Origin of the sequence: Alistipes sp. DJF_B185 (assembly GCF_964250025.1) — a bacterium.
Classification (GTDB): Bacteria; Bacteroidota; Bacteroidia; order Bacteroidales; family Rikenellaceae; genus Alistipes; species Alistipes finegoldii.
Genome location: NZ_CAXUDY010000002.1, coordinates 173663 through 198058 on the forward strand (window position 1 = coordinate 173663; position 24396 = coordinate 198058).

General features: G+C 57.6%; 25 protein-coding genes and 1 tRNA gene. 16 read left to right on the forward strand and 10 right to left on the reverse strand.

What is annotated here, in order from left to right; translation table 11 throughout:
* The first annotated feature begins 2 nt into the window (after positions 1-2).
* The 4 genes from ACESTR_RS03960 (at position 3) to ACESTR_RS03975 (ending at position 9517) form a co-directional block, all read left to right on the forward strand.
* On the forward strand, positions 3-3212 hold the full coding sequence (locus ACESTR_RS03960) for a SusC/RagA family TonB-linked outer membrane protein (protein WP_009598004.1): 3210 nt from the start codon (positions 3-5) through the stop codon (positions 3210-3212).
* A gap of 7 nt (positions 3213-3219) precedes the next feature.
* Positions 3220-4752 carry a SusD/RagB family nutrient-binding outer membrane lipoprotein gene (locus ACESTR_RS03965; protein WP_009598098.1) on the forward strand — a complete coding sequence of 511 codons (1533 nt, stop codon included), beginning with the start codon at positions 3220-3222 and terminating at the stop codon, positions 4750-4752.
* Positions 4753-4845: 93 nt separating this feature from the next.
* A complete protein-coding gene (locus ACESTR_RS03970; RefSeq protein WP_302268369.1) occupies positions 4846-6849 on the forward strand; it encodes a DUF5689 domain-containing protein in 2004 nt (667 codons plus the stop codon).
* 88 nt (positions 6850-6937) lie between these two features.
* Entirely contained in the window at positions 6938-9517 is a 2580-nt protein-coding gene (locus ACESTR_RS03975) for a calcineurin-like phosphoesterase C-terminal domain-containing protein (protein WP_373178854.1), read from the forward strand.
* Between the two features lie 434 nt (positions 9518-9951).
* Here the strand turns inward: ACESTR_RS03975 and ACESTR_RS03980 are convergent, their stop codons facing one another.
* The 4 genes from ACESTR_RS03980 to ACESTR_RS03995 all read right to left on the reverse strand — a co-directional run bounded on the left by ACESTR_RS03980 (position 9952) and on the right by ACESTR_RS03995 (position 12680).
* Positions 9952-10173 carry a DUF2795 domain-containing protein gene (locus tag ACESTR_RS03980; RefSeq protein ID WP_009597992.1) on the reverse strand — a complete coding sequence of 74 codons (222 nt, stop codon included), beginning with the start codon at positions 10171-10173 and terminating at the stop codon, positions 9952-9954.
* A gap of 163 nt (positions 10174-10336) precedes the next feature.
* A complete protein-coding gene (locus ACESTR_RS03985; protein ID WP_009598082.1) occupies positions 10337-10888 on the reverse strand; it encodes a cob(I)yrinic acid a,c-diamide adenosyltransferase in 552 nt (183 codons plus the stop codon).
* Positions 10885-11397 (reverse strand): hypothetical protein, encoded by a 513-nt coding sequence (locus tag ACESTR_RS03990; RefSeq protein ID WP_014776235.1) that lies wholly within the window; start codon positions 11395-11397, stop codon positions 10885-10887. The genes ACESTR_RS03985 and ACESTR_RS03990 overlap by 4 nt, the downstream gene beginning before the upstream one ends.
* A 5-nt stretch (positions 11398-11402) precedes the next feature.
* Entirely contained in the window at positions 11403-12680 is a 1278-nt protein-coding gene (locus ACESTR_RS03995) for an NAD(P)/FAD-dependent oxidoreductase (RefSeq protein WP_014776234.1), read from the reverse strand.
* 82 nt (positions 12681-12762) lie between these two features.
* On the opposite strand from ACESTR_RS03995, the gene ACESTR_RS04000 reads away from it, so the two are divergent.
* The 6 genes from ACESTR_RS04000 to ACESTR_RS04025 all read left to right on the forward strand — a co-directional run bounded on the left by ACESTR_RS04000 (position 12763) and on the right by ACESTR_RS04025 (position 15653).
* Entirely contained in the window at positions 12763-13698 is a 936-nt protein-coding gene (locus tag ACESTR_RS04000; protein ID WP_009598045.1) for a transcription antitermination protein NusB, read from the forward strand.
* A 6-nt stretch (positions 13699-13704) separates the two neighbouring features.
* A complete protein-coding gene (locus ACESTR_RS04005; RefSeq protein WP_014776233.1) occupies positions 13705-14118 on the forward strand; it encodes a DUF1573 domain-containing protein in 414 nt (137 codons plus the stop codon).
* Positions 14119-14190: 72 nt separating this feature from the next.
* Entirely contained in the window at positions 14191-14511 is a 321-nt protein-coding gene (gene yajC / locus ACESTR_RS04010; protein ID WP_009598011.1) for a preprotein translocase subunit YajC, read from the forward strand.
* Between the two features lie 410 nt (positions 14512-14921).
* Positions 14922-15170, forward strand: coding sequence for a TIGR03905 family TSCPD domain-containing protein (locus tag ACESTR_RS04015; protein ID WP_014776232.1), 249 nt, complete (start codon positions 14922-14924; stop codon positions 15168-15170).
* Between the two features lie 67 nt (positions 15171-15237).
* Entirely contained in the window at positions 15238-15489 is a 252-nt protein-coding gene (locus ACESTR_RS04020) for a GlsB/YeaQ/YmgE family stress response membrane protein (protein WP_014776231.1), read from the forward strand.
* A gap of 17 nt (positions 15490-15506) precedes the next feature.
* Positions 15507-15653 carry a hypothetical protein gene (locus tag ACESTR_RS04025; RefSeq protein WP_014776230.1) on the forward strand — a complete coding sequence of 49 codons (147 nt, stop codon included), beginning with the start codon at positions 15507-15509 and terminating at the stop codon, positions 15651-15653.
* Between the two features lie 102 nt (positions 15654-15755).
* Here ACESTR_RS04025 and ACESTR_RS04030 read toward each other — a convergent pair.
* Positions 15756-15826: transfer RNA gene (locus ACESTR_RS04030), tRNA-Gln, on the reverse strand.
* Between the two features lie 117 nt (positions 15827-15943).
* Here ACESTR_RS04030 and ACESTR_RS04035 point away from each other — a divergent pair.
* From ACESTR_RS04035 to nhaD, 3 genes are all read left to right on the forward strand, one after another.
* Positions 15944-16324 (forward strand): hypothetical protein, encoded by a 381-nt coding sequence (locus ACESTR_RS04035; protein ID WP_237958799.1) that lies wholly within the window; start codon positions 15944-15946, stop codon positions 16322-16324.
* A gap of 80 nt (positions 16325-16404) precedes the next feature.
* Complete coding sequence (locus tag ACESTR_RS04040) at positions 16405-16905, forward strand: hypothetical protein (RefSeq protein WP_130062595.1); 501 nt, start codon at positions 16405-16407, stop codon at positions 16903-16905.
* 10 nt (positions 16906-16915) lie between these two features.
* A complete protein-coding gene (gene nhaD, locus ACESTR_RS04045) occupies positions 16916-18253 on the forward strand; it encodes a sodium:proton antiporter NhaD (protein WP_009597990.1) in 1338 nt (445 codons plus the stop codon).
* Between the two features lie 67 nt (positions 18254-18320).
* Here nhaD and ACESTR_RS04050 read toward each other — a convergent pair whose 3' ends face one another.
* Genes ACESTR_RS04050 through ACESTR_RS04060 form a run of 3 tightly spaced genes read right to left on the reverse strand, consistent with a single transcriptional unit; the run spans position 18321 to position 19560 of the window.
* Entirely contained in the window at positions 18321-18644 is a 324-nt protein-coding gene (locus tag ACESTR_RS04050) for a hypothetical protein (protein WP_227042164.1), read from the reverse strand.
* On the reverse strand, positions 18644-19183 hold the full coding sequence (locus tag ACESTR_RS04055) for a VanW family protein (protein WP_227042165.1): 540 nt from the start codon (positions 19181-19183) through the stop codon (positions 18644-18646). Before ACESTR_RS04055 ends, ACESTR_RS04050 begins: the two co-directional genes overlap by 1 nt.
* Before the next feature lie 2 nt (positions 19184-19185).
* Complete coding sequence (locus tag ACESTR_RS04060; RefSeq protein WP_009598069.1) at positions 19186-19560, reverse strand: thioesterase family protein; 375 nt, start codon at positions 19558-19560, stop codon at positions 19186-19188.
* A gap of 71 nt (positions 19561-19631) precedes the next feature.
* Here ACESTR_RS04060 and ACESTR_RS04065 point away from each other — a divergent pair, with 71 nt between their 5' ends.
* Entirely contained in the window at positions 19632-20207 is a 576-nt protein-coding gene (locus ACESTR_RS04065) for a DUF4294 domain-containing protein (protein ID WP_009598013.1), read from the forward strand.
* 88 nt (positions 20208-20295) lie between these two features.
* Here ACESTR_RS04065 and ACESTR_RS04070 read toward each other — a convergent pair whose 3' ends face one another.
* Positions 20296-21018 carry a hypothetical protein gene (locus ACESTR_RS04070; protein WP_014776227.1) on the reverse strand — a complete coding sequence of 241 codons (723 nt, stop codon included), beginning with the start codon at positions 21016-21018 and terminating at the stop codon, positions 20296-20298.
* Positions 21019-21180: 162 nt separating this feature from the next.
* Here ACESTR_RS04070 and ffh point away from each other — a divergent pair, with 162 nt between their 5' ends.
* Positions 21181-22506, forward strand: a complete 1326-nt coding sequence (gene ffh, locus ACESTR_RS04075) for a signal recognition particle protein (RefSeq protein WP_014776226.1) — start codon at positions 21181-21183, stop codon at positions 22504-22506.
* A gap of 110 nt (positions 22507-22616) precedes the next feature.
* Here ffh and ACESTR_RS04080 read toward each other — a convergent pair whose 3' ends face one another.
* Entirely contained in the window at positions 22617-23297 is a 681-nt protein-coding gene (locus ACESTR_RS04080) for a nitroreductase family protein (RefSeq protein ID WP_229100509.1), read from the reverse strand.
* A 166-nt stretch (positions 23298-23463) separates the two neighbouring features.
* Here ACESTR_RS04080 and era point away from each other — a divergent pair, with 166 nt between their 5' ends.
* A complete protein-coding gene (gene era / locus ACESTR_RS04085) occupies positions 23464-24345 on the forward strand; it encodes a GTPase Era (RefSeq protein WP_009598058.1) in 882 nt (293 codons plus the stop codon).
* Positions 24346-24396 lie beyond the last annotated feature (51 nt).

The following is a 24396-nucleotide window of genomic DNA, read 5'->3' on the forward strand; positions in this document are numbered from 1 at the left end:
TTATGAATTTTAAATTCTACGTTAAGAGGTTTTTGTTATCCCTGTTTCTGGTGCTGGCATCGACGATGCTCTACGCCCAGAAGAAAGCGGATATCACAGGAACCGTCTACGATTCGGACGGCACTACCCCGGCGGTAGGCTGCGCCGTAACGATCGAGGGAACACCGACAGGTGTTATCACGGACATCAACGGCAAGTACAAAATAAGGGGGGGGGAAACTCAGACCCTCGTTTTTTCTTCGCTGGGTTATAAGACCCAGAAGATACTAATAGGCCCTAAAACGCGGATAGACGTCACGCTGGAGGCCGACAGTCAGGAAATCGAAGGCGTCGTCGTAACCGCACTCGGTATCAAGCGAGACGAAAAAGCGCTCGGTTATGCCGTTACGAAGGTGGACAACGATGTGCTCACCAGCACGGTATCGAGCAACTGGATGAATGCTCTGTCAGGCAAGGTCGCCGGTCTGAACTTCGATCAGGCGTCGACGGGTCCCGGAGGATCGATGCGCGTGACTCTCCGCGGCGAAACCTCCATCAACATGAACGGCGGCACGGCCCTGTTCGTGGTCGACGGAGTGCCCATCACCAGCAGCACCACTTCCAGCACGTCGGAAAGCGCATACAACTCGACCGACGGCGCCGTAGACTTCGGTAACGCCGCGGGCGACATCAACCCCGAAGACATCGAGAACGTATCCGTACTGAAAGGTCCCGCCGCAACGGCATTGTACGGATCGCGCGCCGCAAACGGCGCCATCATCATCACGACCAAGTCGGGTCGCACCACCAAAGGCATAGGCGTTACGTTCAGCTCGTCGGTTTCGTTCGAGAAAGCCGGATTCTGGCCCGATTTCCAGTACGAATACGGCGCAGGACGCTTCGGCGGCAACCCCTATTCGTTCTACAGCGTAGACGGCGTGTCGCGCAACTGGTCGTCCTATGCCTTCGGCGACAAGTTCGACGGCCATCTGACCTACGAGTGGCCTTCGCTGAACGACGACGGCACCTATACGATGATGGAGTGGCGTCCGCGCAACTTCTTCGCGGGATTCTTCGACACCGGCGTAACGTGGAACAACAACATCTCGGTCAGCGGCAACAACGGCAAAGGCACCTCGGTCCGGGTTTCGGTAACCGACGTGCGCAACGACTGGATCGTTCCCAACACCGGTTACAAACAGCAGACCTTCTCGATATCGCTCTCGCAGCAGATCAACAAGTACATCAAGCTGGACGCCAAGGTGAACTACTACCGCAAGGACAGCGACAACCTGCCGATGACCGGTTACGGCGGCTCGTCGATCATGTATCCGCTGCTGTGGAATACGCCCAACGTGGACGCCCAGTGGTTCAAGGCGGACTACAAGAAATGGGTGCGCGAAGGCGGTGACCTGAGCAAAAGCACCCAGCACGTATCGGCCAACGGCAACAACCCCTACTACACGGCTTACGAACAGCTCAACAAACTCGACCGCGACCGCGTGTTCGGCAATCTGGCAGCGACGATCAACTTCACCGAAGAGCTTTCGCTGATCCTGCGATGCGGCATGGACCTCAACAACGATTTCCGCACCCAGCAGAAACCCAAGGGCGCCAAGACCTACATCAACGGTATGTACAAGGAGCAGACCGTGTTCGACTACGAGATGAACAACGACTTCCTGCTGCGCTATACCAAGAAACTGAACGACTTCGACCTGAGCGCATCGTTCGGCGGCAACAACATGATGCAGTCCTACCGTTCGAACACCTCGCTGGCCGAAAGTCTGGTCGTGGACCGCGACTACCGCCTGAGCAACTCGGTGGACCGTCCCAAAGTGACTTCCATACGCCGTCAGAAGTCGATCAACAGCTTCTACGGACTCATATCGGCCAGCTGGCGCAACATGATATTCCTCGACGTCACCGGCCGCAACGACTGGTCGAGTACGCTGGCTCCGGGCAACAACTCCTATTTCTATCCTTCGGTCAGCGGCAGCGTCATTCTCAGCGACCTGCTGCACATCGACACCCCGATGGTCAATTTCCTCAAGGTGCGGGCTTCGTGGGCCAACGTGGGTAACGACACGTCGCCCTATCAGCTGCTCAACTACTACAACAACTCCTCCTTCACCGGCGGCTTCAACATGCCGACCAACAAGGCGAACTACAACCTCAAACCCGAAAACGTCGAGAGCTGGGAGTTCGGCGTCGAGGGCCGCTTCTTCGACAGCCGTCTGACGTTCGACGTGGCGTTCTACAACGCGACCACCACGAACCAGATCATTTCGGTGCCCGTAGACATCACCACCGGCGTCTACAATACGATCGTGAACGCGGGCGAAATCAACAACCGCGGCTGGGAGGTATCGGCCCGCATACAGCCCGTGAGGAACAAGAACATCCGCTGGGACATGAACTTCACGTGGTCGCGCAACCGCAACAAGGTCGTGGAGCTGGCCCCGAATCTGGATTCTTGGACCATCGCAACCGGTCCCCGCGGCGAAATCCGCGCCGTTCCGGGCGGATCGCTGGGCGACCTGTACGGTTCGGGCTACGAGAAGGCCCCCAAGGGTTCCTACGTCACGGCCGACGACGGATCGACGATCGACGTATCGGGCTGGGACATCGTCGATTCGGACGGTTATCCCGTACTGGCTTCGGAATTCGAGAACCTCGGCAACACGCAGGCCGACTGGAAAGCGGGCTGGATGAACTCGATCTCCTACAAGAATTTCCGCCTGAGCTTCTCGTTCTCGGCGCAATGGGGCGGGCAGGCCTACTCCTTCACCAACGCCATGCTGGGCTATCAGGGTAAGATAAAAGCGACGCTTCCCGGCCGTTATGACGGTCTGATCCACAAGGGCGTGAACCAGAACGCCGACGGCACCTACTCGATCAACAAGACCGTGACGGCCAGCATCGAGAGCTACTACAACCTGCGCGTGTTCAACCGCGACAACGTGGTGAACAACACCTTCAGCACGTCGTTCCTGAAGATGAAGGACATACGTCTCGAATATTCGCTTCCCAAGAAGATCGCGGCCAAGACCAAGGTGCTGCAGGGCGCTTCGATCGCCTTCTTCGCCACGAACCTCTTCTGCTGGACCAACTGGCCGCAGTTCGACCCGGAGATCGCGACGATGAACGGTTCGGAAATCACCAAGGGTTTCGAAACCGCGGCATTCCCGATGACACGCACGTATGGCGTTAATCTTAAACTTCAATTCTAATAAGACGATGAAACGAATCAATTCATATATATTGACCGGGGGAGTGATAATCTTGGGATTGTGCGGCTGTACGAGCAATTTCGACGATTACAACAAGGACCCCAACCGGGCGGAGGTCGGCAAGGCCAACTCCTCCCAGATGCTCGAAGACCTGATTTTCGAGGGCGCCGGAAGCATGAAATACCGCACGTGGCGCCACAACAACGAGTTCATGCAGTATACGGTGGAGACCAGCACGCTGAATCAGCTGCACCGCTTCGTGCTCACCGACAGCGAATTCAAGGGCGCATGGAATTTCTGCGGACGCTGGGCCGTCAATGCCATAGAGATGTATAAGCTCGCGGAGAAGGAGGAGAATACCAACGCGCAGGCCATAGCCCTGACCATGAAGGCGCTCTACCTTTCGAACATGACCGACCTGTTCGGCGACATGCCCTTCAAGGAGGCGTTCAAAGGCATCGACGAAAACATCATGCAGCCGAAATTCGACGATCAGAAAGTCATCTACGACTCGCTGCTGATGGACCTCGAACGGGCCAACACGCTTTACACGAAGACCTCGACCATAGACGCCAAGCGCGACCTGCTCTACAACGGCGACGTGACCAAATGGCGGAAGTTCACCAACTCGCTCTATCTGCGCCTGCTGATGCGCGTGAGCAACCGCAGGGACATGAATTCGGCGGAACGCATCAAGACCGTATTCGAGAACCCCTCGCAGTACCCCATATTCGAGAGCAACGACGACAACGCCACGCTGAAATACAGCGGCACGCGCCCGTTCGTCAATGATTTCGGCGACAACGCCACCGACGACAGCGCGATGGGCGAACGTTTCATCAACATCATGGTGGACTCAAGCGACCCCCGCATCTCGGTTTACTGCAACCGCGTAAGCTCCGGAGCCAACGCGGGCGGTTACGTGGGAATCACGAGCGGCGCCCCGGCTTCGGTCATCTCCAAACAGTCGGCCGACGGCGCATCCAACAGCAACAATACGACTTTCAGGCAGTACACCTCCCCGTACACGTTCATGACCTATTCGGAGGTGCTGTTCATCAAGGCCGAGGCCATTCAGCGCGGAATGATGGACGGCGAAGCGTCGGAGACCTACTATGCTGCGGTTACGGCGTCGCTCAAGCAGTGGATTCCCGACATCTCAGAATCGGCCGTCGAAACCTTCCTGCAGAACGGAGCCGTGGCTTACGACGCTACGACCGAAATCATCATCACCCAGAAATACGTTTCGCTGTTCACGGTGGGCTACGAGTCTTGGCACGAGTACCGCCGGACGGGTTATCCCCTGCTGGTGATGGGCGAAGCCATCCGCAACGACGGCGTGCATCCGACCCGTTTCCCCTACCCGCTGGTGCTGCGTTCGTCCAACAAGAACTATGCGACCCAGCTGGCCAAAATGGGCGAAGACAACATGAAAACGCCGGTGTGGTGGAGCCGCAAGGCCGTCAAGCTGGAGAATCCGGAGGAGGACAACAACCTCGGTTACACCGGCCACAAATGGGATGCGGACATCAAATGGTAAGAGTGTCCGTAAAACGAATCGCAACCGGAAAGGCAACGCAGCATCCCGGTCGAGTTTTGAATTTAACCCGTAAATAACGAAAAAACAATTCATATGAAAATAAAACAATTCATCTCCGGAAGATGGCCCGGCCTGAAGGCGCTCGCTCTCTGCGCGATGGCGGCAACGGCATTCGTCGCCTGCAAGGACGACGAGACCGACGTTGTCCGGGATCCCCATATCACGCTGTCGGAAGACGCTTTCCTGTACAACGCAGCGGGAGAGACGCACAGTTTCACCGTGTATTCCAATATCGACTGGAAGGTCGAAATGGCGGACACCTCCCAGACGTGGGTCAATATCTGGCCCAAGGAGGGTTCCGACGACGGCGTTTTCGCCGTAAAGGTATCCAAACAGCCGGCCAAGGACCCCGTACTGCGGGAGGCCCGCTTCCGCGTCGTTGGCAAGCACGAGCACGACAACATCATTCAGGAAATCACGATTTCGCAGCGGGACGTCGATCCGGCGCTCAAACTCGGAGTGACCACGACGCCTCCCAAGGTGGTCATCAACAGCAACGGCGAGGAGAAATATTCGGTAGGCGTCACCTGCAACGTGGAGTGGACGGCCAAGGTCGGCGACTCCGGCGAGGGCTGGATCACGATCGACGAGATCAGCGACAACGAAATCAAGTTCTCCGTTCCCAAATATGCGGGAACGGTGCCCCGCACGGGACGTATCGAATTCAACGCCACCACCGAGCGTATGACGACGGTAGAGCTGATCGTCTACCAGAGCATTCCGCTGGATATCGGCGAAAACGCCGAACTCAAGACCATTGCCGAGGTGTACGAGAAGCTGGGCGGCCTGCAGGGAACCGTTCGTGAGAACGTCAAGATACAGGGCACCGTGATCAGCGACCGCGTATCCGGCAACTGCCCGAATCCCGCCGCGTTCTTCGTTCAGGACGCCAGCGGACGCGCCATTCAGTTCCGCGTTCAGGAAGGCTCGCACTCGCTCCAGCTCAATTCGCTGGTGACCATACCGCTCATGAATACGCAGTCGGTGATCGACGACGACGGACAGCCCTACATCACCATTTCGACCGAACGCATCCGCGACGTCATCACCACGGGCGGCGCTCCGATCGAACCGAAGGTGATGGAAAGCACGCAGGGCCTGACGGACGAAATGCTCGGTACGCTGGTAACGATCAGAAATCTCCAGTTCGTATTCCCGCACGGAACCTACTACAACGCCAACGAAGGCTCCATTTACGGCGGCGGACGTCCTACCGACCTCGCCCAGTTGCTTCTGGACCGCGACGGCAACACGATCAGCCACTACGTCTACGGCGGCACCAGCGTCGAGACGGGCGCCATGTTCAAACATTACGAACTGCTGACTGACGATCCGATGCTGGATATAACGGGTATTCTGATCAAGGTCGAAAACGAATGGGCGATCAGGATGCGCAACATCAACGACCGCGACAAGCTGACCGAAGCCCGGCGTTACGTGCCCGTCACCGAATTCTACTGGCCCGAAACGCTTCCCGACAAGGAGATACTCGTTCCCAAAGTCGGCACGGGACAGCTGTTCGTGAACTTCGCCCCCAAGGCCGTCATCGCGCAGAGCACCACCTTCCGCCTTTACAGCGGCGCCGCCTATGTCCGCGTCGATGCGTCGGTCAACGGCACCGAGAAGGGATACTATTCCGCCAACTGCGGCGGCTGGGGCGCCCAGTCGAACGACACCTATACGCCGACCCAGAAGGCATGGTACTTCGAGACTTCGACGGCAGGCATTTCGGACGACCTTTACGTATGCTTCTGCACCACCAGCTCGCAGTCGGGCCCCGGTCCCTTCTCGATCGAGTGGGCTGCGGCCGAGGCCGGTCCGTGGACCTTCGTAACCGACTACAAGGCCGGAAACTGGGAGGTAATACCCGGTCCCAAGAACTTCGCCTTCAAACTGCCCGACGGTTGCAAGAACCAGTCTTCGCTCTGGCTGCGGTTCCGCGTCAATTCCGACGAGCGCGTGGACGGCAAGGCCGCCAACAGCGCGACGGGTACGAACCGCATGATCTATACGAGCCTGAAGAAAAAAGTCAATTAATCCGGTGTAACGCAGGATAATCTTGCCGGGCCGCTCCCCTCCCGGAGCGATTCGGCAGGATTAGACAAAAATCTAAACAATGAGAAAAATGAAACGATTGATAAAATTCAGATTACCGTATCTGTTCGCAGCCGCATTTCTGCTGTTGTGCATCGGAATCAGCTGTTCGGAAGATCCGACATGGACCAAACCGACGCCCGAACAGGAGGAAATTATCCCCGCCGTCTTCATCGAAGATCTCGTGATGCCCGATGCGGAGGAGATCTTCATCCCGGAGGACCCCATCAAGATCATGGGAACCGGATTCGACAAATACGACGTATTCCTGTTCCGTTCCACGTCGGAAGACCCTGAAGAGGAGACCAAATATTTTCAGGCCGAGATCAGCGAGGTGGCCGAGGATTACGTCATAATAACCGTTCCCAAGACGATCGACCTGCGCTCGTACGAGCTTATCCTGAAGCGTTACAACAAGCAGCAGGTGCTGGGGCCGATGACGATCTACAAGGCGCACTTCCCCGCGATTCCCGATCAGGCGGGCATGACCGTCAAGGGCCGCGTCTACTGCGGGAAAAAGGCGGTCGCAGACGTGGTGGTGTCCGACGGAGTCATCGTCACCAAGACCGACAAGGACGGCGTCTATTACCTGCCCTCGGAGAAGAAAATGGGGTACGTATTCGTTTCCATCCCCTCCAGATACAACATCGAGAGCGAAGCGGGTTATCCGGCCTTCCCGGCCATGAGCCAGCAGCTGCTCAACGAAGACAACGAGCAGCACGATTTCGCGCTTACGGAGATCCCCGGCGGAAACACGAACCATGTGATGATGGTATTCACCGACCTTCATCTGGCGAGCAAGACCCCGAACACGGCAGGCAAATATGCCGACATCGACCAGTACAAGAACAAGTTCATGCCCGACATCACGGCCGAAATGGCGCAGTATGCGAACGTGTATGCGCTCTGTCTGGGCGACATCACGTGGGATGCGTTCTGGTACAAAACCATGAATCAGGGTCCTGAGAACATGGTGGAGGTACGCTACCAGCTGCCGAACTACAAGGACTTGATGAAGAACTTCCCCTGCCCGGTTTTCAACGTGATCGGCAACCACGACAACGATCCGAAGGTAGTCGGAGACTATTTCACGGAACTGCCTTTCAAGCAGCACATAGCCCCCACCTACTATTCGTTCAACATCGGCGACGTACACTACATCGTTCTGGACAACGACCAGTACGACAATTACAACGGCGGCAGCCGCATCGAGCGGATCGGTCTGCTCGGCGACTCCGACCCGCAGAAATGGCAGATGGCATGGGTGGCCGAAGACCTGAAATACGTGGACAAGTCCAAGAAGATCGTGGTCGCCATGCATGCCCCGATGACCTCGGCCGGTCTGAACCCGATCGTGACGCTTTCGGGCGGAAACGACCTGCTCGGTCTGCTGCAGGGTTATCAGGTGGAATTCCTCACCGGACATACGCACACCAATCACCACGCGAAGATCGCCGAAGGCGTACGCGAACATAACGTCGCAGCCGTATGCGGCACGTGGTGGTTCAACGTGAAAAGCGCCAACGGAGGCGCCGACTACGACTTGTGCAAGGACGGCTCCCCGACGGGATACGGCGTATTCAAATTCAACGGAACGGCCGTGCAGTGGTACTATAAGGGGATCGAGGTGGCCCGCAACGAGCAGTTCGCCGTATACGACATGAATTTCGTGAAGAGCGACTACAAGAGCGCCGTGGGCGCCAAGGCCAACGAAGTGCTGGTCAATGTATGGAACTGGGACGAGGACTGGACGGTATCCGTGACCGAAAACGGACAGCCGCTCACAGCGACCCGCGTATACCGCAAGGACCCGACGCACTACACATGGCAGAAAGACGTACTGGAACCGGCCCACGCCCCCGGATCGCCCAACAGCACCTACCTCACGGGCTACAATGCCCATATGTTCTCCGCCATAGCGCAGGTTCCCGGCTCGACGATCAAGGTCGTCGTAACGGATCCGTTCGGCGGCGTCTACGAGAAGACGATCGTACGGGAAATTCCTTCGAATCTGCCGGCGCAATGGGTATTTACAAAGGGCGTCAACGTCGATGAGTTCGTCGTGGACAACAAAATGCCGTCGGCAACCGGAAAGGGCTATATCAGCTATATCAGCAACTGCGATCCGGCACTCGACGTAAACAACAAGATAGCCCGTGCCAATACGGCCGGCGAGCCTTATATCACGGGCGGATGGCCGGGCGACTGGTGGCTGTTCACCATTCCGGAAATGACCATAAAGGCCGGAACGGTCATCAACGCCAAGTTCCACGCACGCGCATCCGGAACCGGTATGAAATACTGGATGCTGGAGTACTACGACGGCGGCGAATGGAAGCCCGGAGCGCCCTTGCAGACGACGACCGTCGGAGAGGGCGATCAGGCGCAGACATTCTCTTACAATTACGAAATGATGAATACGGACCATTGTCTGATCGACCGCAACATGACGTTCGAGCATGCCATCAATAACGGGGATATTCTGATCCGGCTCCGTTGCATGGCCAACTGGCAGGCCAGCGGAAAGGGAGCCTTAGCCGCTCCCAACGGCGGTACGCACCGCATATCCGTACAAAACAATATCAACCCCACGATCTCGATCGTTCAGTAAACGGGATCGGACAGCAAACAGAACGGCCGCTTCTTTCGGAGCGGCCGTTTTATTCGTCTACAGCCGAGCAAATGCGCGTCATAGCAGACGATCCCCGACCGGGCGGACATTTGGCCGTCGTTCTTATGTCTCAGAAATAAGTATTACTCCATAGCAACAAGAGTATGCTTAAAAATTAGGATGAAACGGGATGCAACTTCCCCTTTTGCGTTCGGCTTGGTGCGCACAATAAAGTTGCCAGAGGGACATTCTGATTTAAGTCTACCCATAATTTCCGATTTTTTACCATCACAAAGATGAATCCAAAAATTGTCAATTTTTTGTCAATTTTATTTAACCGGAAATGTCCCTTAAATACTAACGGCACGATTATGAATCGTGCCGTCGAGTAATTTAACTATGTCATTTTGAGCCATTTCAGCCCAAAATTCTTTTCAGTACTCCTCTTCATTAAAGAAGAAATCGTCTTTCGAGGGGTAATCGGGCCAGATGTCTTCGATAGATTCGTATATCTCGCCTTCGTCTTCTATTTCTTGCAGATTTTCAAGCACTTCGAGAGGTGCACCCGAACGTACTGCATAGTCGATCAGTTCGTCTTTCGTGGCAGGCCAAGGGGCATCTTCGAGTTTCGATGCCAATTCAAGTGTCCAGTACATAATTTCAATATTTTTAAGTTCCCAAATATCAGCGGATTAGCCAAACCGAAAACGGGACTGTTCCGCCATCACTGATTTGCAAAAGTATAAAAAAAACGAGAAAAACAAAGAAAAAACAACAAAACATCGCCGGTGCAGGATAAACACGCTTGCACTCAACAGATTACGGAATCCACAAGGTTTCATCGACCTCGTAATGCGCCGTAAGCATGCGTCCGAGCGCATAGAAGTAATCCGACAGCCGGTTCAGGAACATCAGCGCCTCGGCGTCCGTGCCGTATTTCTCGTCGGCGCGCAGTGCGGCGCGTTCGGCGCGGCGGCAAACCGTGCGGCAGACATGGCACATCGAAACGACGGCGTTGCCGCCGGGAATCGTAAACTTGTCGATCGGCGGTACGGCAGCCTGCAAGGCGTCGATCCGCCCTTCGAGCCACGTGACTGCTTCGGGCGCCAGCGGAGCGACCTTCTCGCAGCCCGATTTCCCGCGGGCCAGCAGGGCTTCGACGGTCATCAGCCGCGAAAGGATGCGGTTCAAGTCGTCCACATACGGCGTCAGTGCGGCATCGGAGCGCATATTGTCGCACAACAACGCCGTAAAAGCCGCCAATTCATCTACCGAGCCGTACGCTTCGACCCGTTCGTCGGTCTTGAAAACCCGCTCGCCGCCGACCAGAGACGTGGTCCCCTTGTCGCCCGTTTTGGTGTATATTTTCATATCCGGAAATGTTGTTTCGGCAAATTATTGTTGAAAATCAGCAGGTATCCCCTATTGTCCACCGTCGTCGAACGATGCGCCGCCACGATCTGACGGCACAACATCTGGCGATCCTGTCCCTCGCAGGGCGACATCAGGGCGACGGTATGCCCTGCTTCGCCCGCGGCGGCGACCAACGCCAGCGTCTCCGCACGGGGCAGGTCCCGCGTCAGGATACAGAATTCGGCATCCGCACGATTCAGGCCAAACGTACCGTAACCGCAATGAATCGCCACGTTTTGCAACTGTATCGCCCGGCGTTCGGGAACTCCGGCACCGCGCAGCGCCCGGTACAGCCGCCGGTCGCCCGGCAGCAGCTCGCCGCGCATGAAGACCTCCCGTACAATATTATATACGAACGGCGAATGGACTCCGTGCCCCCGAAAATAACGGGCGCGGACCAGCCGGTTGTGCAGTTCTGCGATCCGTCCGTAAAAACCCAGTCCGATAGTGCGGCCGCCGATCCTCATCTCCCCTATTTTTTCAGCATGCCCGCCAGACGGCCTGTCGAAAAGGCGATCTGCAGGTTGTATCCGCCCGTATTGGCGTCGAGGTCCAGCACCTCGCCCGCAAAGTAAAGTCCCCGGACCTTCAGCGACTCCATCGTATAGGGGTTCACCTCGTCGCAGCAGACGCCGCCGGCCGTCACGACGGCATATTCGAACGGCGCATAATCCGTAAGCGGGAAGGTGAATCCCTTGAGCGTCTTTATCAGGCGGCCGATCTGCTCTTCGGTGATTTTGCTGACGTAATTCTTGCCGTTGACGTCCATTTCATGCACAAGAGTCAAGACGAGCGGCTTCGGAACCAGCTTACGCAGCAGTTCGGTGAAAAACTCGGTCGGCTCCATATCGGCGATCTCGCGCGCGATCCGCTCGCGCAACACCTCTTCGGTAAGCGCGGGTTTGAGGTCCACGACCAGTTTCACGCGCCGCTGGTCGATCAGCGCATCCACCGCGTCGCGGCTCATCCGCAGCGCCACGGCGCCCTCGATGCCGCGCTGCGAGAATCCCAGTTCGCCGAACTCCTCGCGCACGGGCTGGTCGTCGATCCAAAGCGTCGCCCGGACGTTGCGCAGCAGAAGGCCGTCGAGGTATTTGATCTGCGGATGCGACGAGACGAGCGGCGTCAGCGAAGGGCGCACCGGCTCTACGGAGTGCCCCAAGTCGGATGCGAAGGCGTATCCGTCGCCCGTGGAACCCGTCGCGGGATAGGAAAGCCCTCCCGTAGCGACGATGACGTTCGGGCACTCCTCCTTGCGTTCGAAACCGCGCTTGTTGATATAGCGGACGCCGAAGACCTTGCTGCCCAAGGTCATAATCCCGGTGACGCGCGTATTGTATATGATTTTGACGCCGTTCTCGAAGCAATATTCCAACAGGGCCGTAGCGATGTCCCACGCCTTGCCGCTTTTGGGAAAGACCCGTTCGCCGCGCTCGATTTCGAGCTTCACGCCCGCCCTCTCGAAGAAGCGGATGGCGGCGCGGTTGTTGAACTCGGCGAAGGCCGGCGCGAAAAACTCCGCATTGATCCGCACCTGCGAGGCGAACTCCTCGGCAGGGCGGGCGTTGGTGACGTTGCAGCGGCCCTTGCCCGTGATGCGGACCTTACGGCCCGATTTCTCCATCTTCTCGATGAGCAGCACACGTTTTCCGTTGCGCGCGGCGGTTCCTGCGGCCATCATGCCCGCAGCCCCCGCACCGACGACGATGACGTCGTACGGTATGATCTCTTTTTCTTCCAATTGCTCCATACGACCGCAAAGATAGGCAATAATTCTTTCTTTACGGAAAAATTTTTCTATCTTTGCGGCCGTTAAAACCGTTCTAAAAGATATGTTGAGCAGAAGATTACTTCGTATTAAGGTCGTCAAAGCGCTGTTCGCGCACCTCAAATCGGGTGCAGACAACATGATTGCGTCCGAGAAAACGCTGATGACGTCCGTCGACAAGGCCTACGACCTCTACTTCCAGATACTGATCCTGCCCGTGGAAATCGCCCGTTACGCCGAACAGCGTCAGGAGCTGGCCAAGCAGAAAAAACTGCCGACACACGAAGACCTCAACCCCAACACCAAATTCGTCGACAACCAGATCATCCGCGTAATCGCCAACAGCGACGCGGTGAACGACTATGCGGCGGCCCGCAAGCTGAACTGGACGCGGTATCCGGAGTTGATACGCACGCTCTACACCCAGCTGACCGAAAGCGACTACTTCAAGGATTACATGGCGCGTCCGGAGCGTTCGTTCGCCGACGACCGCAAACTGCTCGAAGACTTCTTCAAGGAGCTTCAGAGCTGCGAACCGCTGGACAACGTGCTGGAGGAGATGTCGATCCTCTGGAGCGACGACCTGCCCTATATCGTGATGATGATCCTGCGTTCGCTCTCGAACCTGCGCCCGACGCACACGGAGCTGAAGGTTCCCGCGAAATTCAAGAGCGACGAGGACCCGCAGTTCGTCCGGACGCTGTTCGAAAAATCGCTCGTCAATTACGACTCCTATCAGGATTATATCGAGAAATTCACCTCCAACTGGGACGTGGAGCGCATCGTCTTCATGGACAACCTCATCATCGGCACGGCGATGGCCGAACTGACCTCGTTCCCGTCGATTCCGGTCAAGGTGACGCTCGACGAGTACATCGAGATTTCGAAATACTACTCGACACCCGGCAGCAGCACTTTCATCAACGGCGTGCTGGACAAGATCGTCGATTCGCTCACCGCCGAAGGCCGCATCAAGAAAGCGGGCCGCGGCCTGATCTGAGGTCCGATGCTGCGTGTCTGTCTGTTGCTGCTTCTGGCCGCGTCGCTCGCGGCATGCGGCGCCCGGCAGGTGAAGACCGAACGCAAAGGCCGGATTATCACCCTCACGGACAAGATTCTCGACACGGGAGGTACGGACACCGTGCGTTTCGGACGCCTGCATTCGGGCGAAATCGCCCAGCTGCGTCTGTGGCTGGCCAACGAGACAAGCGGACCGGTCGTCATCGCCAAATACGGCCGCAGCTGCGGATGCACGACGCTCGAATATGACAATCAGCCGATTAACGCCGGCGATGCGCAGCAGGTGACGCTCACTTTCGACGCAAGGGGCGAATGGGGCTGGCAGCTCAAGACGCTCGACGTCTCGTTCGCCGGGGCACGCAGTCCCCTCCGGCTGTTTATCGAAGCCGAAGTGGAATAAATAGTTGCGTATTCGACAATATTTCGTATATTTGTCCCGTTACAGAAATTAAACACTAAAACATAACGACGTATGATCAATTTTCTTCAGGTGCCGCCCGTAGAACCCCAGCCGGGTTTCATGCAGCAGTACAGTTTCATCATTATGATCGGCCTCATGGTGCTGGTTTTATGGCTCTTCATGTGGCGTCCCGAAGCCAAGCGCCGCAAGCAGATGCAGGCTTTCCGCGACGGGCTGAAAAAGGGCGACAAGGTCATCACCGCCGGCGGTATCTACGGCACGGTAAAGGAGATCAAGGAGACCACCCTGCTGATCGAAGTGGACGGCAACGTAACGCTGCGCATCGACAAGAACATGGTGGTAGCCGACAACAGCGACCTCCAGCGTCAGTAAACAGAATACGCGAAAACAGAAAAAGCTGCAAATTTTGCAGCTTTTTTGTTTGTCGGTTAGGAATTTATCCCTATATTTGCACCAGCAACCGGAGCAATCCGGGCACGATCCCAATAACATTGTCGAGGGGGGGGGAATCTTTTAAGCGCCTCTTACAGATTACCCCCTTTTCGGCAATGTTTTTTTAGGCCCTTCACACAAAGAGACACGCCGATCTTCGGCCCTTCGGCCGCCGATCCACCGGTCAAGCGCCAGCCAGCCAGCCAGCCAGCCAGACGATCCGCAGGTCGACAGGTCGGCGCATTCCCGCAACAGCCGCGGCCGCGAAAGCACCTCCCCTACATTCAGAAAAGATTTCCCGTTTCGCCGTTTATTGCTATATTTGCGGTCGAATTTTCATATCAGACACCATGACCCAGCACATATCCTATCCCACCGTCGGGACCTGTTCCCGGCAAATCGACATCGAACTGGAAGAGGGCGTTATCCGCAGCGTAACCTTCACGGGCGGCTGTTCCGGAAACACGCAGGGCATCGCCGCGCTCGTACGCGGCATGAAAGCCGCAGATGCCGTCGCGCGGCTCGAAGGCATCGACTGCCGCGGCAAGGGCACGTCGTGCCCCGACCAGTTGGCAAAAGCGCTGAAACAGGCGCTTTAGCGCCCCGGCGCAACATCGGGAACGAATTTTGCACGCGGCAGGTACATAAGATCAAAACTGGAAATCTATGTATTTTGTCTGGTACCTCCTGCTAGGTCTGGCGTCCGGATGGATCGCCAACCTCATCGTCAAGGGCGACGGCTCAGGGCTCATCATCAACCTTATCGTAGGACTCGTCGGCGGCGTGCTGGGAGGCTGGCTCTTCTCGCCCGTAGGACCTGCGCCGATAGGTTCGCTCGGCAGTCTGGCGACTTCGGTCATCGGCGCCGTCGCGCTGTTGTGGATCGCCGCCGTCATAACGCGCAAGAAAATCCGATAAACCTAAATCATTCGATCATGGACACACTGAAAACCGACAAGACCGACACCGCAGAGGCGGAAAATATCGAAACGATGGAACTGTTGACCGGCATGCTCGACAATGCGACGCAGTGCGGCGGAACGGACGACGAAAATCCGGAGCCGGAGAAATCCGGGAAATGACGCCGGAACCCTCCGGCAAAAGCCGTGCCGGACTGGTGTAGACAGCTGATGGACAGCGCGATAACACAAAAGGGAGACCTCGAAAGTCTCCCTTTGTGTGAGTTGAGCTGCCAGGACTCGAACCTGGAACGACAGAACCAAAATCTGCTGTGTTACCATTACACCACAGCTCAATCCGTTGCTCGAAAGCGGCACAAAGATAAGCAAATTTTCCCAAAATACAATTCCGGAAGCGAAAAATGCTGCAAATCAAGGTGCATAGTCGGTATAATTTTATTACTTTTGCAAGGATGAAACAGTGGTTGATGATATTGGCTTTGTGCTGGGCGGCGGCGACGGTAAACGCCGCCGGGGAGAGTCAGTCCCGTACGCTCCGGGCCGAAATCACCGCCGCCGTTCTCTCGCAGGCCGACAGCGAACGTTTCGAGACCGACAACGCACCCCTGCTGGCTACCGCCTGCACGGGCTGCACCCAGCTTTCGGGAGCGGAACAGGGCGCAGGACGAAGCGTCCGCCACGCGGAGAATTTCATCGTGGCGGGGACCCGCGGGTACGCCTGCGCAGGCAATCCGCACCCGGCCGCACCGGCTGTCGGAAAATGCGGCGTACGCCCGCCCAGCATACGCAGGGCCGATCGGTATATTTATTATTTGAGGAGGATTATCATTTAGCGGAGGATTCACGTTCGAACCGCACGCTCCGGCATGCGGACAATACTTTCACGAATCTTTCACCAAACGAAAACTCATCAATGAAAAATATGATCGATGATGCGATTTATTCCGCATCGCCCGAAATTACATGCCGCCGTTACAACCCGTCATTAGGCATCGTGCTGACGGCAGGCAGCATCGCCCTGCTGTGGGCCAACTCCCATGTCAGTCTCTTTACCGAGAACGACATGCTGTCACAGTGGAACCTTTTGATCAGCTCCTGCATCCTCTGCACGGGCATCGTGATGATCTGCTACCGGCTGTTCGGCGATTCGTCGGCCCCGGTCGAGAAGCGGAGCCGCGAGCGGCTCTACCGCTCGGAATACTCCTTCGAGGCGCACGATCTGCCCAAAGTGCAGTCGGCGATCGAATGCGGCAACTTTGCGGTACTGCAGAACCTGCCCCGCAGCTACCAGCCCGCGGCTCAGGTCATCTGCTACCGGACGGACAGCGGCTCGCTTATTGCGGCGCAGGTGCTGATGAACCGGCAGCCGACCGGGGAGATCAAGGTCTTCCGCGCCGGAGAATATGATTTTTAACACATAAAGCATGATTCTGACAATGATTCTGCTCTTCGTGGTGGGTTACACGTTCATCGCGCTGGAGCATAAGGTAAAAGTGGACAAATCGGCCATCGCACTGCTTATGTGCGGCGCGATATGGACGGTTTTCAGCCTGTGGGGACACGACAGCAACATCAGCCACGAGATGGTAGACCATCTGGGCGACACGTGCGAAATCTTGGTTTTCCTGATCGGAGCCATGACCATCGTCGATCTGATCGACACGCACGGCGGCTTCAACGTCATCACCGACCACATTACCACTCGCAACAAGCACAAGCTGATGTGGCTGCTGGCCATCATCACGTTTTTCATGTCGGCGGCGCTGGACAACATGACCACGACGATCATCATGGTAATGCTGCTGCGGCGAATCATTGCGGATCAGAAGGAGCGCTGGATTTTCGCCAGCCTGATCGTCATCGCGGCCAACAGCGGCGGCGCATGGTCGCCCATCGGCGACGTGACGACGATCATGCTCTGGATGCGCGGCAACGTCACTGCGGCGGCCCTGATGGGAACGCTTTTCGTGCCGTGCATCGTATCGGTAATCATCCCGACGGCGATCGCGATGCGCTACGTGGGCAACGAAGACGCGGCCCCCGTGGACGAAAGCGCGTTCGAAGCGGAGCTGCCCAAGGGCGTGGGTCCGCGGCTGAGCAAGTTCATCCTCGTCACGGGCGTCCTCAGCCTGCTGTTCGTACCCGTATTCAAGAGCATCACCCACCTGCCGCCCTACATGGGCATGATGGTTTCGCTGGGCGTGATGTGGGTGCTGACGGAGATCATCTACGACCGCAAACGCGGCATCGAGGAGTCGATCAAATGCCGCGTTTCGAAAGTGCTCAAGCATATCGACATGCCGACGATTCTCTTCTTCCTCGGCATCCTGATGTCGGTGGCCGCACTGCAGAGCGCGGGCGTGCTGACCGACGTGGCCAACTGGCTCGACAAGCAGGTGCACGAGGTCTTCACGATCGCGGGCGTCATCGGCGTGCTTTCGTCGGTCATCGACAACGTACCGCTGGTGGCCGCATGTATGGGCATGTATCCGGTCATGGACGCGGCGGCGGTTGCGGCCAGCGCCGATCCGGCCTACATGCAGTCGTTCGTGCAGGACGGACTGTTCTGGCACCTGCTGACCTACTGCGCAGGCGTGGGCGGCAGTCTGCTGATTATCGGTTCGGCGGCGGGCGTCGTGGCGATGGGGCTGGAAAAGATCAACTTCGCGTGGTACTTCAAGAAAATCACGCTGCTGGCGTTCGTCGGCTATCTGTCGGGCATTCTGGTCATCCTGCTCGAACACCTGCTGATCGGGCTATGACCGGAGAGGAGCGATGTGAAAAAGGGCGCGGAGGATTTTCCCCTGCGCCCTTTTCATTTACAGGCGGTTATTCATAGCCGGGCCGCTGATTGTCGGCCGGCCGTTTTCCGGGCTGAGCGTTCTCCGCAAGGAACGGCGAATACATCATCAGCGCGTCGTTGCGGGTGACGTACTGCACATCGACGCAGCGGCCTTCGGCGTCGTACACCTCGCGGTAGAGCTTGTTGTGGCGGCTGTATCCGCCCCAGTATTCGCTCTGCATGCAGTGATCCCGTTCGACCACGCGGTAGGAGTATTCCGGCCGCCGGTCGGCGCGCCACTCCCCTTCGAGGAACTCGCCGCCTACGGTGACATGCAGGCGGAAAGTCGTCTGCGTATCGTTGCGGATCATCAGGTCGCGGTAGGGATAAACGCAGGTCGCGCCGCTTCCGAAAGGCTGGTGCGGCCGCAGTCGGGAAATACGTCGTACGAATGGCGGTAACGCTCGACAACGGTCAGCGGCGTATGGAGCGTCATCCAGAAGATCAGGTTGGACATCTGGCAGAGTCCGCCGCCGACTCCGGGGCGGAACGTGCCGCAGAAAAGAACGATGCCGTCGAGATAGCCCTTGCGGCGGGAGGGACGTCCGATCAGCCGCCAATAGCTGAACGTCTCGCCCGGACGCAGCACCACGCCGTCGAGACGCGCCGCGGCCAGCCGGAGATTGGTGATCTTGTTGTATTGGTACTGCATGTCGACGTCCTTCAGCCTGCGCAGCAAGGGCGTCCGGTGCCGGAAGTGCGAATAGTCGCAGCTCGGAGAGCCGGATTTACGGGCGAAACGCAGGCCGCCGAAGTACCACAACCCGTAACGCAGGCAGGTGTACCAGAGACGTCCGCACCACAGACGGAAGCGGCTGCGGCGCCGAGGTTCGGCACTTGGTCGGTCCACGGTCAGCCCAGTTTGGCCATGAACTTCTCGCAGTCCACGACATAGCGGATATGCACGCCCTCGCCGATCATCCCCCCGGCGTCGCGCGCGCCGACGTTGAAAGTCAGCTTGCGTCCCTCGACTTCGGTCAGCACGGCCGTCGCGGTGATTTCGGCGCCCAGCCCCGAAGGTTTGATATGGGTGACGTTCATCTCCGCGCCCACGGTCGTCGAGCCGGCAGGCAATGCGGCCGCCGCGGCTGTCATGGCGGCGTTTTCCATCAGCGCCACCATCGAAGGCGTGGCGAATACGGGCAGGTCGCCCGATCCCATCGCGGCGGCCGTATTTTCGTTCGTTACCGTAGTGCGGCTCTGGGCCGACAATCCTTTTTCGAGCATAATATCGTTCTGGCGTATGACGTTTAACCGATAAATAATTACCTTCGCAAAGGTAACAATTTTTTACGGACATGAAAAAGTGGCTTCTGCTTCTGATAACGCTGGCCGCCGCACTCCCCGGAGCGCAGGCGCAGGGAGGCCGCGGCTTCTGGCATCAGGAGTGGTGCGTGGAAAAGGGCGACTCCGTGCCGCTGGTGCACATTCTTCCGGTTTACGTATTTAGCCGCCCGGTGGACCTGCGCCGCTACCGCAAGCTGGTCGATGCCGTGAAGAAGGTCTACCCCATCGCCCGGATCGCCAAAGCCAAGATGGCGGCCATGGAGGAGGAGTTGTGCCGCCTGCCGACGAAGAAGGCGCAGAAAGCCTATATCAGGCAGGTTTACAACCAAATCAAGGAGGAGTATACGCCGGTGCTGAAGCACATGACCCGCACGCAGGGCAAAGTGTTGCTGAAACTGATCGACCGCGAAACGGAATACACCGCCTACGAGGTGCTGAAGGAGTTCCGGGGCGGCTTTGTGGCGGGATTCTGGCAGGGCGTGTCGCGCATCTTCGGACAGAACCTCAAGTCGGAATACGACAAGCAGAACGAAGACCGGATGATCGAACAGATCGTAATTTATTACGAAGCCGGACTGCTGCGGTAAGCGACCGGCTGGGGCAACCGGGCTGCGACGGCTGGGCAACCGGATTGCGACGGCTGGGCAACCGGATTGCGGCGACCCGGCAATCCGGTCAGAAGTTGAACGACAGGCCGACGCCGACGCCCATATAGGAGCGGGTCGGACGGAAGTCTCCGTATCGGAATCCGAAATTATCCGTAATATAACAATGGTAGGTGAAATCTCCGTAGAGATTGAACCGCCAGATGGGAATAATCAGCCGCGCGCCGACATCGAAAGTACAGCTGAAGCGGTGTCTGACGAGAAATCCCCCGTCATAGGGCGGAAGGCTCAGCGGCCCGAACATCATGCCCGGTGTGAAACCCGTATGCACTTCGAACGCCGAGGGGAGAATCGAGAACAGCGTGGTGAGGAACGCACTGCCCCAGTCGGGTTTGCTCTCCCCGTAATACCCGTAATAATCGTTGCCATAAGGGTCGTTGTTCGGATAGCCTTCGTCCCTGCTTCTGCGCCATGCCGACACCATACGTCCCGTCCGCCATGTAAACTGCATCGGGATGGAATAGTAGTCGAAGACGTCGGAGTCCAGAAAGACGTTCAGACCCGTGCGGAAGCCGATGTTGTAGTAGTTGTAGCGGGCATAGTCGATGCTGAACGCCTGCAGGTCGGGCGAAAGCCGGCCGCCGTTGCCGAGCTGGATCTGGGCGCCGTAGCGGATGCCGATTTCGTTGCCGTAGGGCAGGCCCTTCGGGGGCTGCCATTCGTCGGGAGTCTGGGCCGCCCCGCTGACGCAACACAGAAGCGCGAGGAGTACCGCAAAAGCTGTTTTTTTCATAATGCATAGTTTGCTTCGGTCACAAAGGTAGCACAATAGGCCGGACTGCCAAACATTTACGCCGAAAAGTGCGGTCGGCGGCGGCAGCGGCGCCGAAAATTGCCGCGGCCCTTGCTCTTTGTGAATTATTCGTTATCTTTGTGGGCAAAATTTCGCAGACCTATGTTTGAAAATTTAACGGATAAACTCGAACGGTCGTTCAAAATCCTCAAAGGCGAGGGCCGCATCACGGAGATCAACATCGCCGAAACCCTCAAGGAGATTCGCCGTGCGCTGATCGACGCCGACGTCAACTACAAGGTAGCCAAGTCGTTCACCGACGAAGTGAAGCAGAAGGCGCTGGGGCAGGACGTATTGAAGGCGGTGAAGCCCGGCCAGATGATGACCAAGATCGTACGCGACGAGCTGGCCCTGTTGATGGGCGGCACGGCGACGGACATCCGGCTGGAGGGCAATCCCGCCGTGATTCTGATCGCGGGTCTTCAGGGTTCGGGTAAAACCACTTTCTCAGGCAAGCTGGCTTCGTTCATCAAGAGCAAGAAAGGCCGGCAGGTACTGCTGGTCGCCGGCGACGTTTACCGTCCGGCAGCCATCGACCAGCTGAAGGTGCTCGGAGGGCAGATCGGCGTCGAGGTATATACCGAAGAGGGCAGCAAAGACCCGGTGCAGATCGCCGAAAACGCCATAAAATACGCACGCCAGCACGCGTTCAACGTCGTGATCGTCGATACCGCCGGACGTCTGGCCGTAGACGAGGCGATGATGCAGGAGATCACGGCCATCAAAACCGCCGTGAAACCCTCGGAAACGCTCTTCGTCGTGGACGCCATGACGGGTCAGGACGCCGTGAACACGGCACGGGAGTTCAACGACCGGCTCGACTTCGACGGCGTGGTGCTCACCAAACTCGACGGCGACACCCGCGGCGGCGCCGCGATCTCGATCCGTTCGGTCGTCAACAAACCGCTGAAATTCATTTCGAGCGGCGAGAAGATGGACGCCCTGCAGGTCTTCCACCCCGAACGTATGGCCGACCGTATTCTGGGCATGGGCGACGTGGTGTCGCTCGTGGAGCGCGCGCAGGAGCAGTTCGACGAGGAGGAGGCCCGCAAGCTGAAAAAGAAGCTGGTCAAGAACCAGTTCAATTTCAACGACTTCATCGGCCAGATCCAGCAGATCAAGAAGATGGGCAACCTGAAAGACCTTGCGTCGATGCTTCCCGGCATGGGCAAGATGCTCAAGAACGTGGACATTCCGGACGACGTCTTCAAGCAGACCGAGGCGATCATCTCGTCGATGACCCCCGCCGAGCGCGAACGCCCCGAAATCATCAATGCCCGCCGCCGCGAACGCATCGCTAAAGGCAGCGGCACGACGATGGCCGACGTGAACCGTCTGATGAAGCAGTTCGAGGACACCCGCAAGATGATGAAGGCCGTGGCCGGAGGCGGTATGAAGATGCCGAAGATGCCCGGCATGCGGCGGTAATTCAGACGACAAGCCGTCCCGCCGTCCCGGAAAATCCGAAGTTTCCGAAACAAAATCAGAAAATCCCTGCACGACCGATTCGGTGCAGGGATTTTTAAATTCGGACCGGGCTACTCCGTCCAGCCGTTATAACGGATGTTGTCCGGATTCCATTTCTGTTTAGGCTCCGGGGTCTCGGCCGGATACCCGATCGGAATCACGTTCAGCGGTACGACGGACCCCGGCAGTCCCAGAATACTGCGAACGGCCTTCACCCGCTCGCTGCGGGGATATACGCCCGTCCACACCGCCCCCAGCCCCACGGCATGCGCTGCGAGAAGCAGGTTCTCGGAAGCGGCCGAAGCGTCCATCACCCACCAGTCGCCGGAAGCGCCCGGATTGCGGGTGAGGTCCGCGCAGACGACGACCGCCAGCGGCGCCGATGCCGCCATCTTGGCGTATTGCAGGGAGTCGGCAAATTTTTGGAGCAGCGCCTTGTCGTCCACGACCACGAAGACCCACGGCTGGCGGTTCATGGCCGAAGGCGCGGCCATCGCCGCACGCAGCAGCAGTTCGACCGTATCGGCCCCTACCGGACAGTCCCGGTAGGCGCGAACGCTCGTGCGCGTCGCAATCACGTCGAGGGCGCTCCGCTCCCCCGCGGCCGGCAGTCCGGCGGCAGAGATTCCCGCAGCTGGCATTCCAACGGCGGAGGTGCCGGCGGCGGCCTGTTTGTCGCCGGCCAGCCACCACGTCAGCAGGGCCGCCAGCAGGGCGCCGAGCAGGAAAAAGAGAGTTTTCGAGGTTTTCATAGGCGGTTGCATCGGGATTTCACTTACGGCAAATATAAACGAAAAAATCGGGAAATGCGGCAGGACGGGTCCAATCGGGAAAAATGCCGGGTAAATTAATCGTTCCCGTGTTTGGAGGGGGTGCATTTTATCGTTACCTTTGTCCGGATCATATCCCAGAAAGAAAATGCACAAATCGGGCTTTGTAAATATCATCGGAAATCCCAATGTCGGAAAATCGACACTGATGAACGCTCTGGTCGGCGAAAAACTGTCGATCATCACCTCCAAGGCGCAGACCACGCGCCACCGCATCATGGGCATCGTCTCCGGCGAAGATTTCCAGATCGTCTACTCCGACACGCCGGGCATCCTCAAACCCAGTTACAAACTGCAGGAGTCGATGATGAAATTCGTGACCGGCGCCGTGACCGACGCCGACGTCATCCTCTACGTCACCGACACCGTGGAGCAGGGCGACCGTTCGGCCGAAATCATCGGCCGCATCCGGGAAAGCGGCATTCCGACCGTCGTGGTGATCAACAAGATCGACCTCTCGACGCCCGAAGCGCTCGACGCGCTGGTGGACAAGTGGCGACAGGAGCTGCCCGAAGCGCAGATCGTACCCGCATCGGCCAAGGAAAACTTCAATATCGAGGGGTTGTTCAAAACCATCCTCGCCCTGCTGCCCGAAGGTCCGGCGTTCTACCCGAAAGAGACGCTGACGGACAAGACGCTGCGTTTCTTCGCATCGGAAATCATCCGCGAAAAGATCCTCAAATTCTACGACAAGGAGATCCCCTACTGCTGCGAAATCGAGATCGACAGCTACAGGGAGGAACCGACGATCGACCGCATCGCCGCGACGATCTACGTCGCCCGCGACTCGCAGAAAGGCATACTGATCGGCCACAAGGGCGAAAAGCTCAAGCGTGTGGGACAGACCGCACGCGAGGACATGGAGGAGTTCCTCGGCAAGAAGGTCTTCCTGCAGCTTTTCGTCAAGGTAAGCGACGACTGGCGCAACAACGAGCGCCAGCTGCGCCGTTTCGGATATGAATTGGAATAAACCGGAATAATAAACAGCCCGAAAAGAACGTTAGAGGGACAAGTGAGTCGG

Bases quoted from the DNA above. Each gene is read 5' to 3' on its own strand.
- ACESTR_RS03960 (WP_009598004.1), top strand. From the start codon at position 3: ATGAATTTTAAATTCTACGTTAAGAGGTTTTTGTTATCCCTGTTTCTG.
- ACESTR_RS03965 (WP_009598098.1), top strand. From the start codon at position 3,220: ATGAAACGAATCAATTCATATATATTGACCGGGGGAGTGATAATCTTG.
- ACESTR_RS03970 (WP_302268369.1), top strand. From the start codon at position 4,846: ATGAAAATAAAACAATTCATCTCCGGAAGATGGCCCGGCCTGAAGGCG.
- ACESTR_RS03975 (WP_373178854.1), top strand. From the start codon at position 6,938: ATGAAACGATTGATAAAATTCAGATTACCGTATCTGTTCGCAGCCGCA.
- ACESTR_RS03980 (WP_009597992.1), bottom strand. From the start codon at position 10,173: ATGTACTGGACACTTGAATTGGCATCGAAACTCGAAGATGCCCCTTGG.
- ACESTR_RS03985 (WP_009598082.1), bottom strand. From the start codon at position 10,888: ATGAAAATATACACCAAAACGGGCGACAAGGGGACCACGTCTCTGGTC.
- ACESTR_RS03990 (WP_014776235.1), bottom strand. From the start codon at position 11,397: ATGAGGATCGGCGGCCGCACTATCGGACTGGGTTTTTACGGACGGATC.
- ACESTR_RS03995 (WP_014776234.1), bottom strand. From the start codon at position 12,680: ATGGAGCAATTGGAAGAAAAAGAGATCATACCGTACGACGTCATCGTC.
- ACESTR_RS04000 (WP_009598045.1), top strand. From the start codon at position 12,763: ATGTTGAGCAGAAGATTACTTCGTATTAAGGTCGTCAAAGCGCTGTTC.
- ACESTR_RS04005 (WP_014776233.1), top strand. From the start codon at position 13,705: ATGCTGCGTGTCTGTCTGTTGCTGCTTCTGGCCGCGTCGCTCGCGGCA.
- yajC (WP_009598011.1), top strand. From the start codon at position 14,191: ATGATCAATTTTCTTCAGGTGCCGCCCGTAGAACCCCAGCCGGGTTTC.
- ACESTR_RS04015 (WP_014776232.1), top strand. From the start codon at position 14,922: ATGACCCAGCACATATCCTATCCCACCGTCGGGACCTGTTCCCGGCAA.
- ACESTR_RS04020 (WP_014776231.1), top strand. From the start codon at position 15,238: ATGTATTTTGTCTGGTACCTCCTGCTAGGTCTGGCGTCCGGATGGATC.
- ACESTR_RS04025 (WP_014776230.1), top strand. From the start codon at position 15,507: ATGGACACACTGAAAACCGACAAGACCGACACCGCAGAGGCGGAAAAT.
- ACESTR_RS04035 (WP_237958799.1), top strand. From the start codon at position 15,944: ATGAAACAGTGGTTGATGATATTGGCTTTGTGCTGGGCGGCGGCGACG.
- ACESTR_RS04040 (WP_130062595.1), top strand. From the start codon at position 16,405: ATGAAAAATATGATCGATGATGCGATTTATTCCGCATCGCCCGAAATT.
- nhaD (WP_009597990.1), top strand. From the start codon at position 16,916: ATGATTCTGACAATGATTCTGCTCTTCGTGGTGGGTTACACGTTCATC.
- ACESTR_RS04050 (WP_227042164.1), bottom strand. From the start codon at position 18,644: ATGATCCGCAACGATACGCAGACGACTTTCCGCCTGCATGTCACCGTA.
- ACESTR_RS04060 (WP_009598069.1), bottom strand. From the start codon at position 19,560: ATGCTCGAAAAAGGATTGTCGGCCCAGAGCCGCACTACGGTAACGAAC.
- ACESTR_RS04065 (WP_009598013.1), top strand. From the start codon at position 19,632: ATGAAAAAGTGGCTTCTGCTTCTGATAACGCTGGCCGCCGCACTCCCC.
- ACESTR_RS04070 (WP_014776227.1), bottom strand. From the start codon at position 21,018: ATGAAAAAAACAGCTTTTGCGGTACTCCTCGCGCTTCTGTGTTGCGTC.
- ffh (WP_014776226.1), top strand. From the start codon at position 21,181: ATGTTTGAAAATTTAACGGATAAACTCGAACGGTCGTTCAAAATCCTC.
- ACESTR_RS04080 (WP_229100509.1), bottom strand. From the start codon at position 23,297: ATGAAAACCTCGAAAACTCTCTTTTTCCTGCTCGGCGCCCTGCTGGCG.
- era (WP_009598058.1), top strand. From the start codon at position 23,464: ATGCACAAATCGGGCTTTGTAAATATCATCGGAAATCCCAATGTCGGA.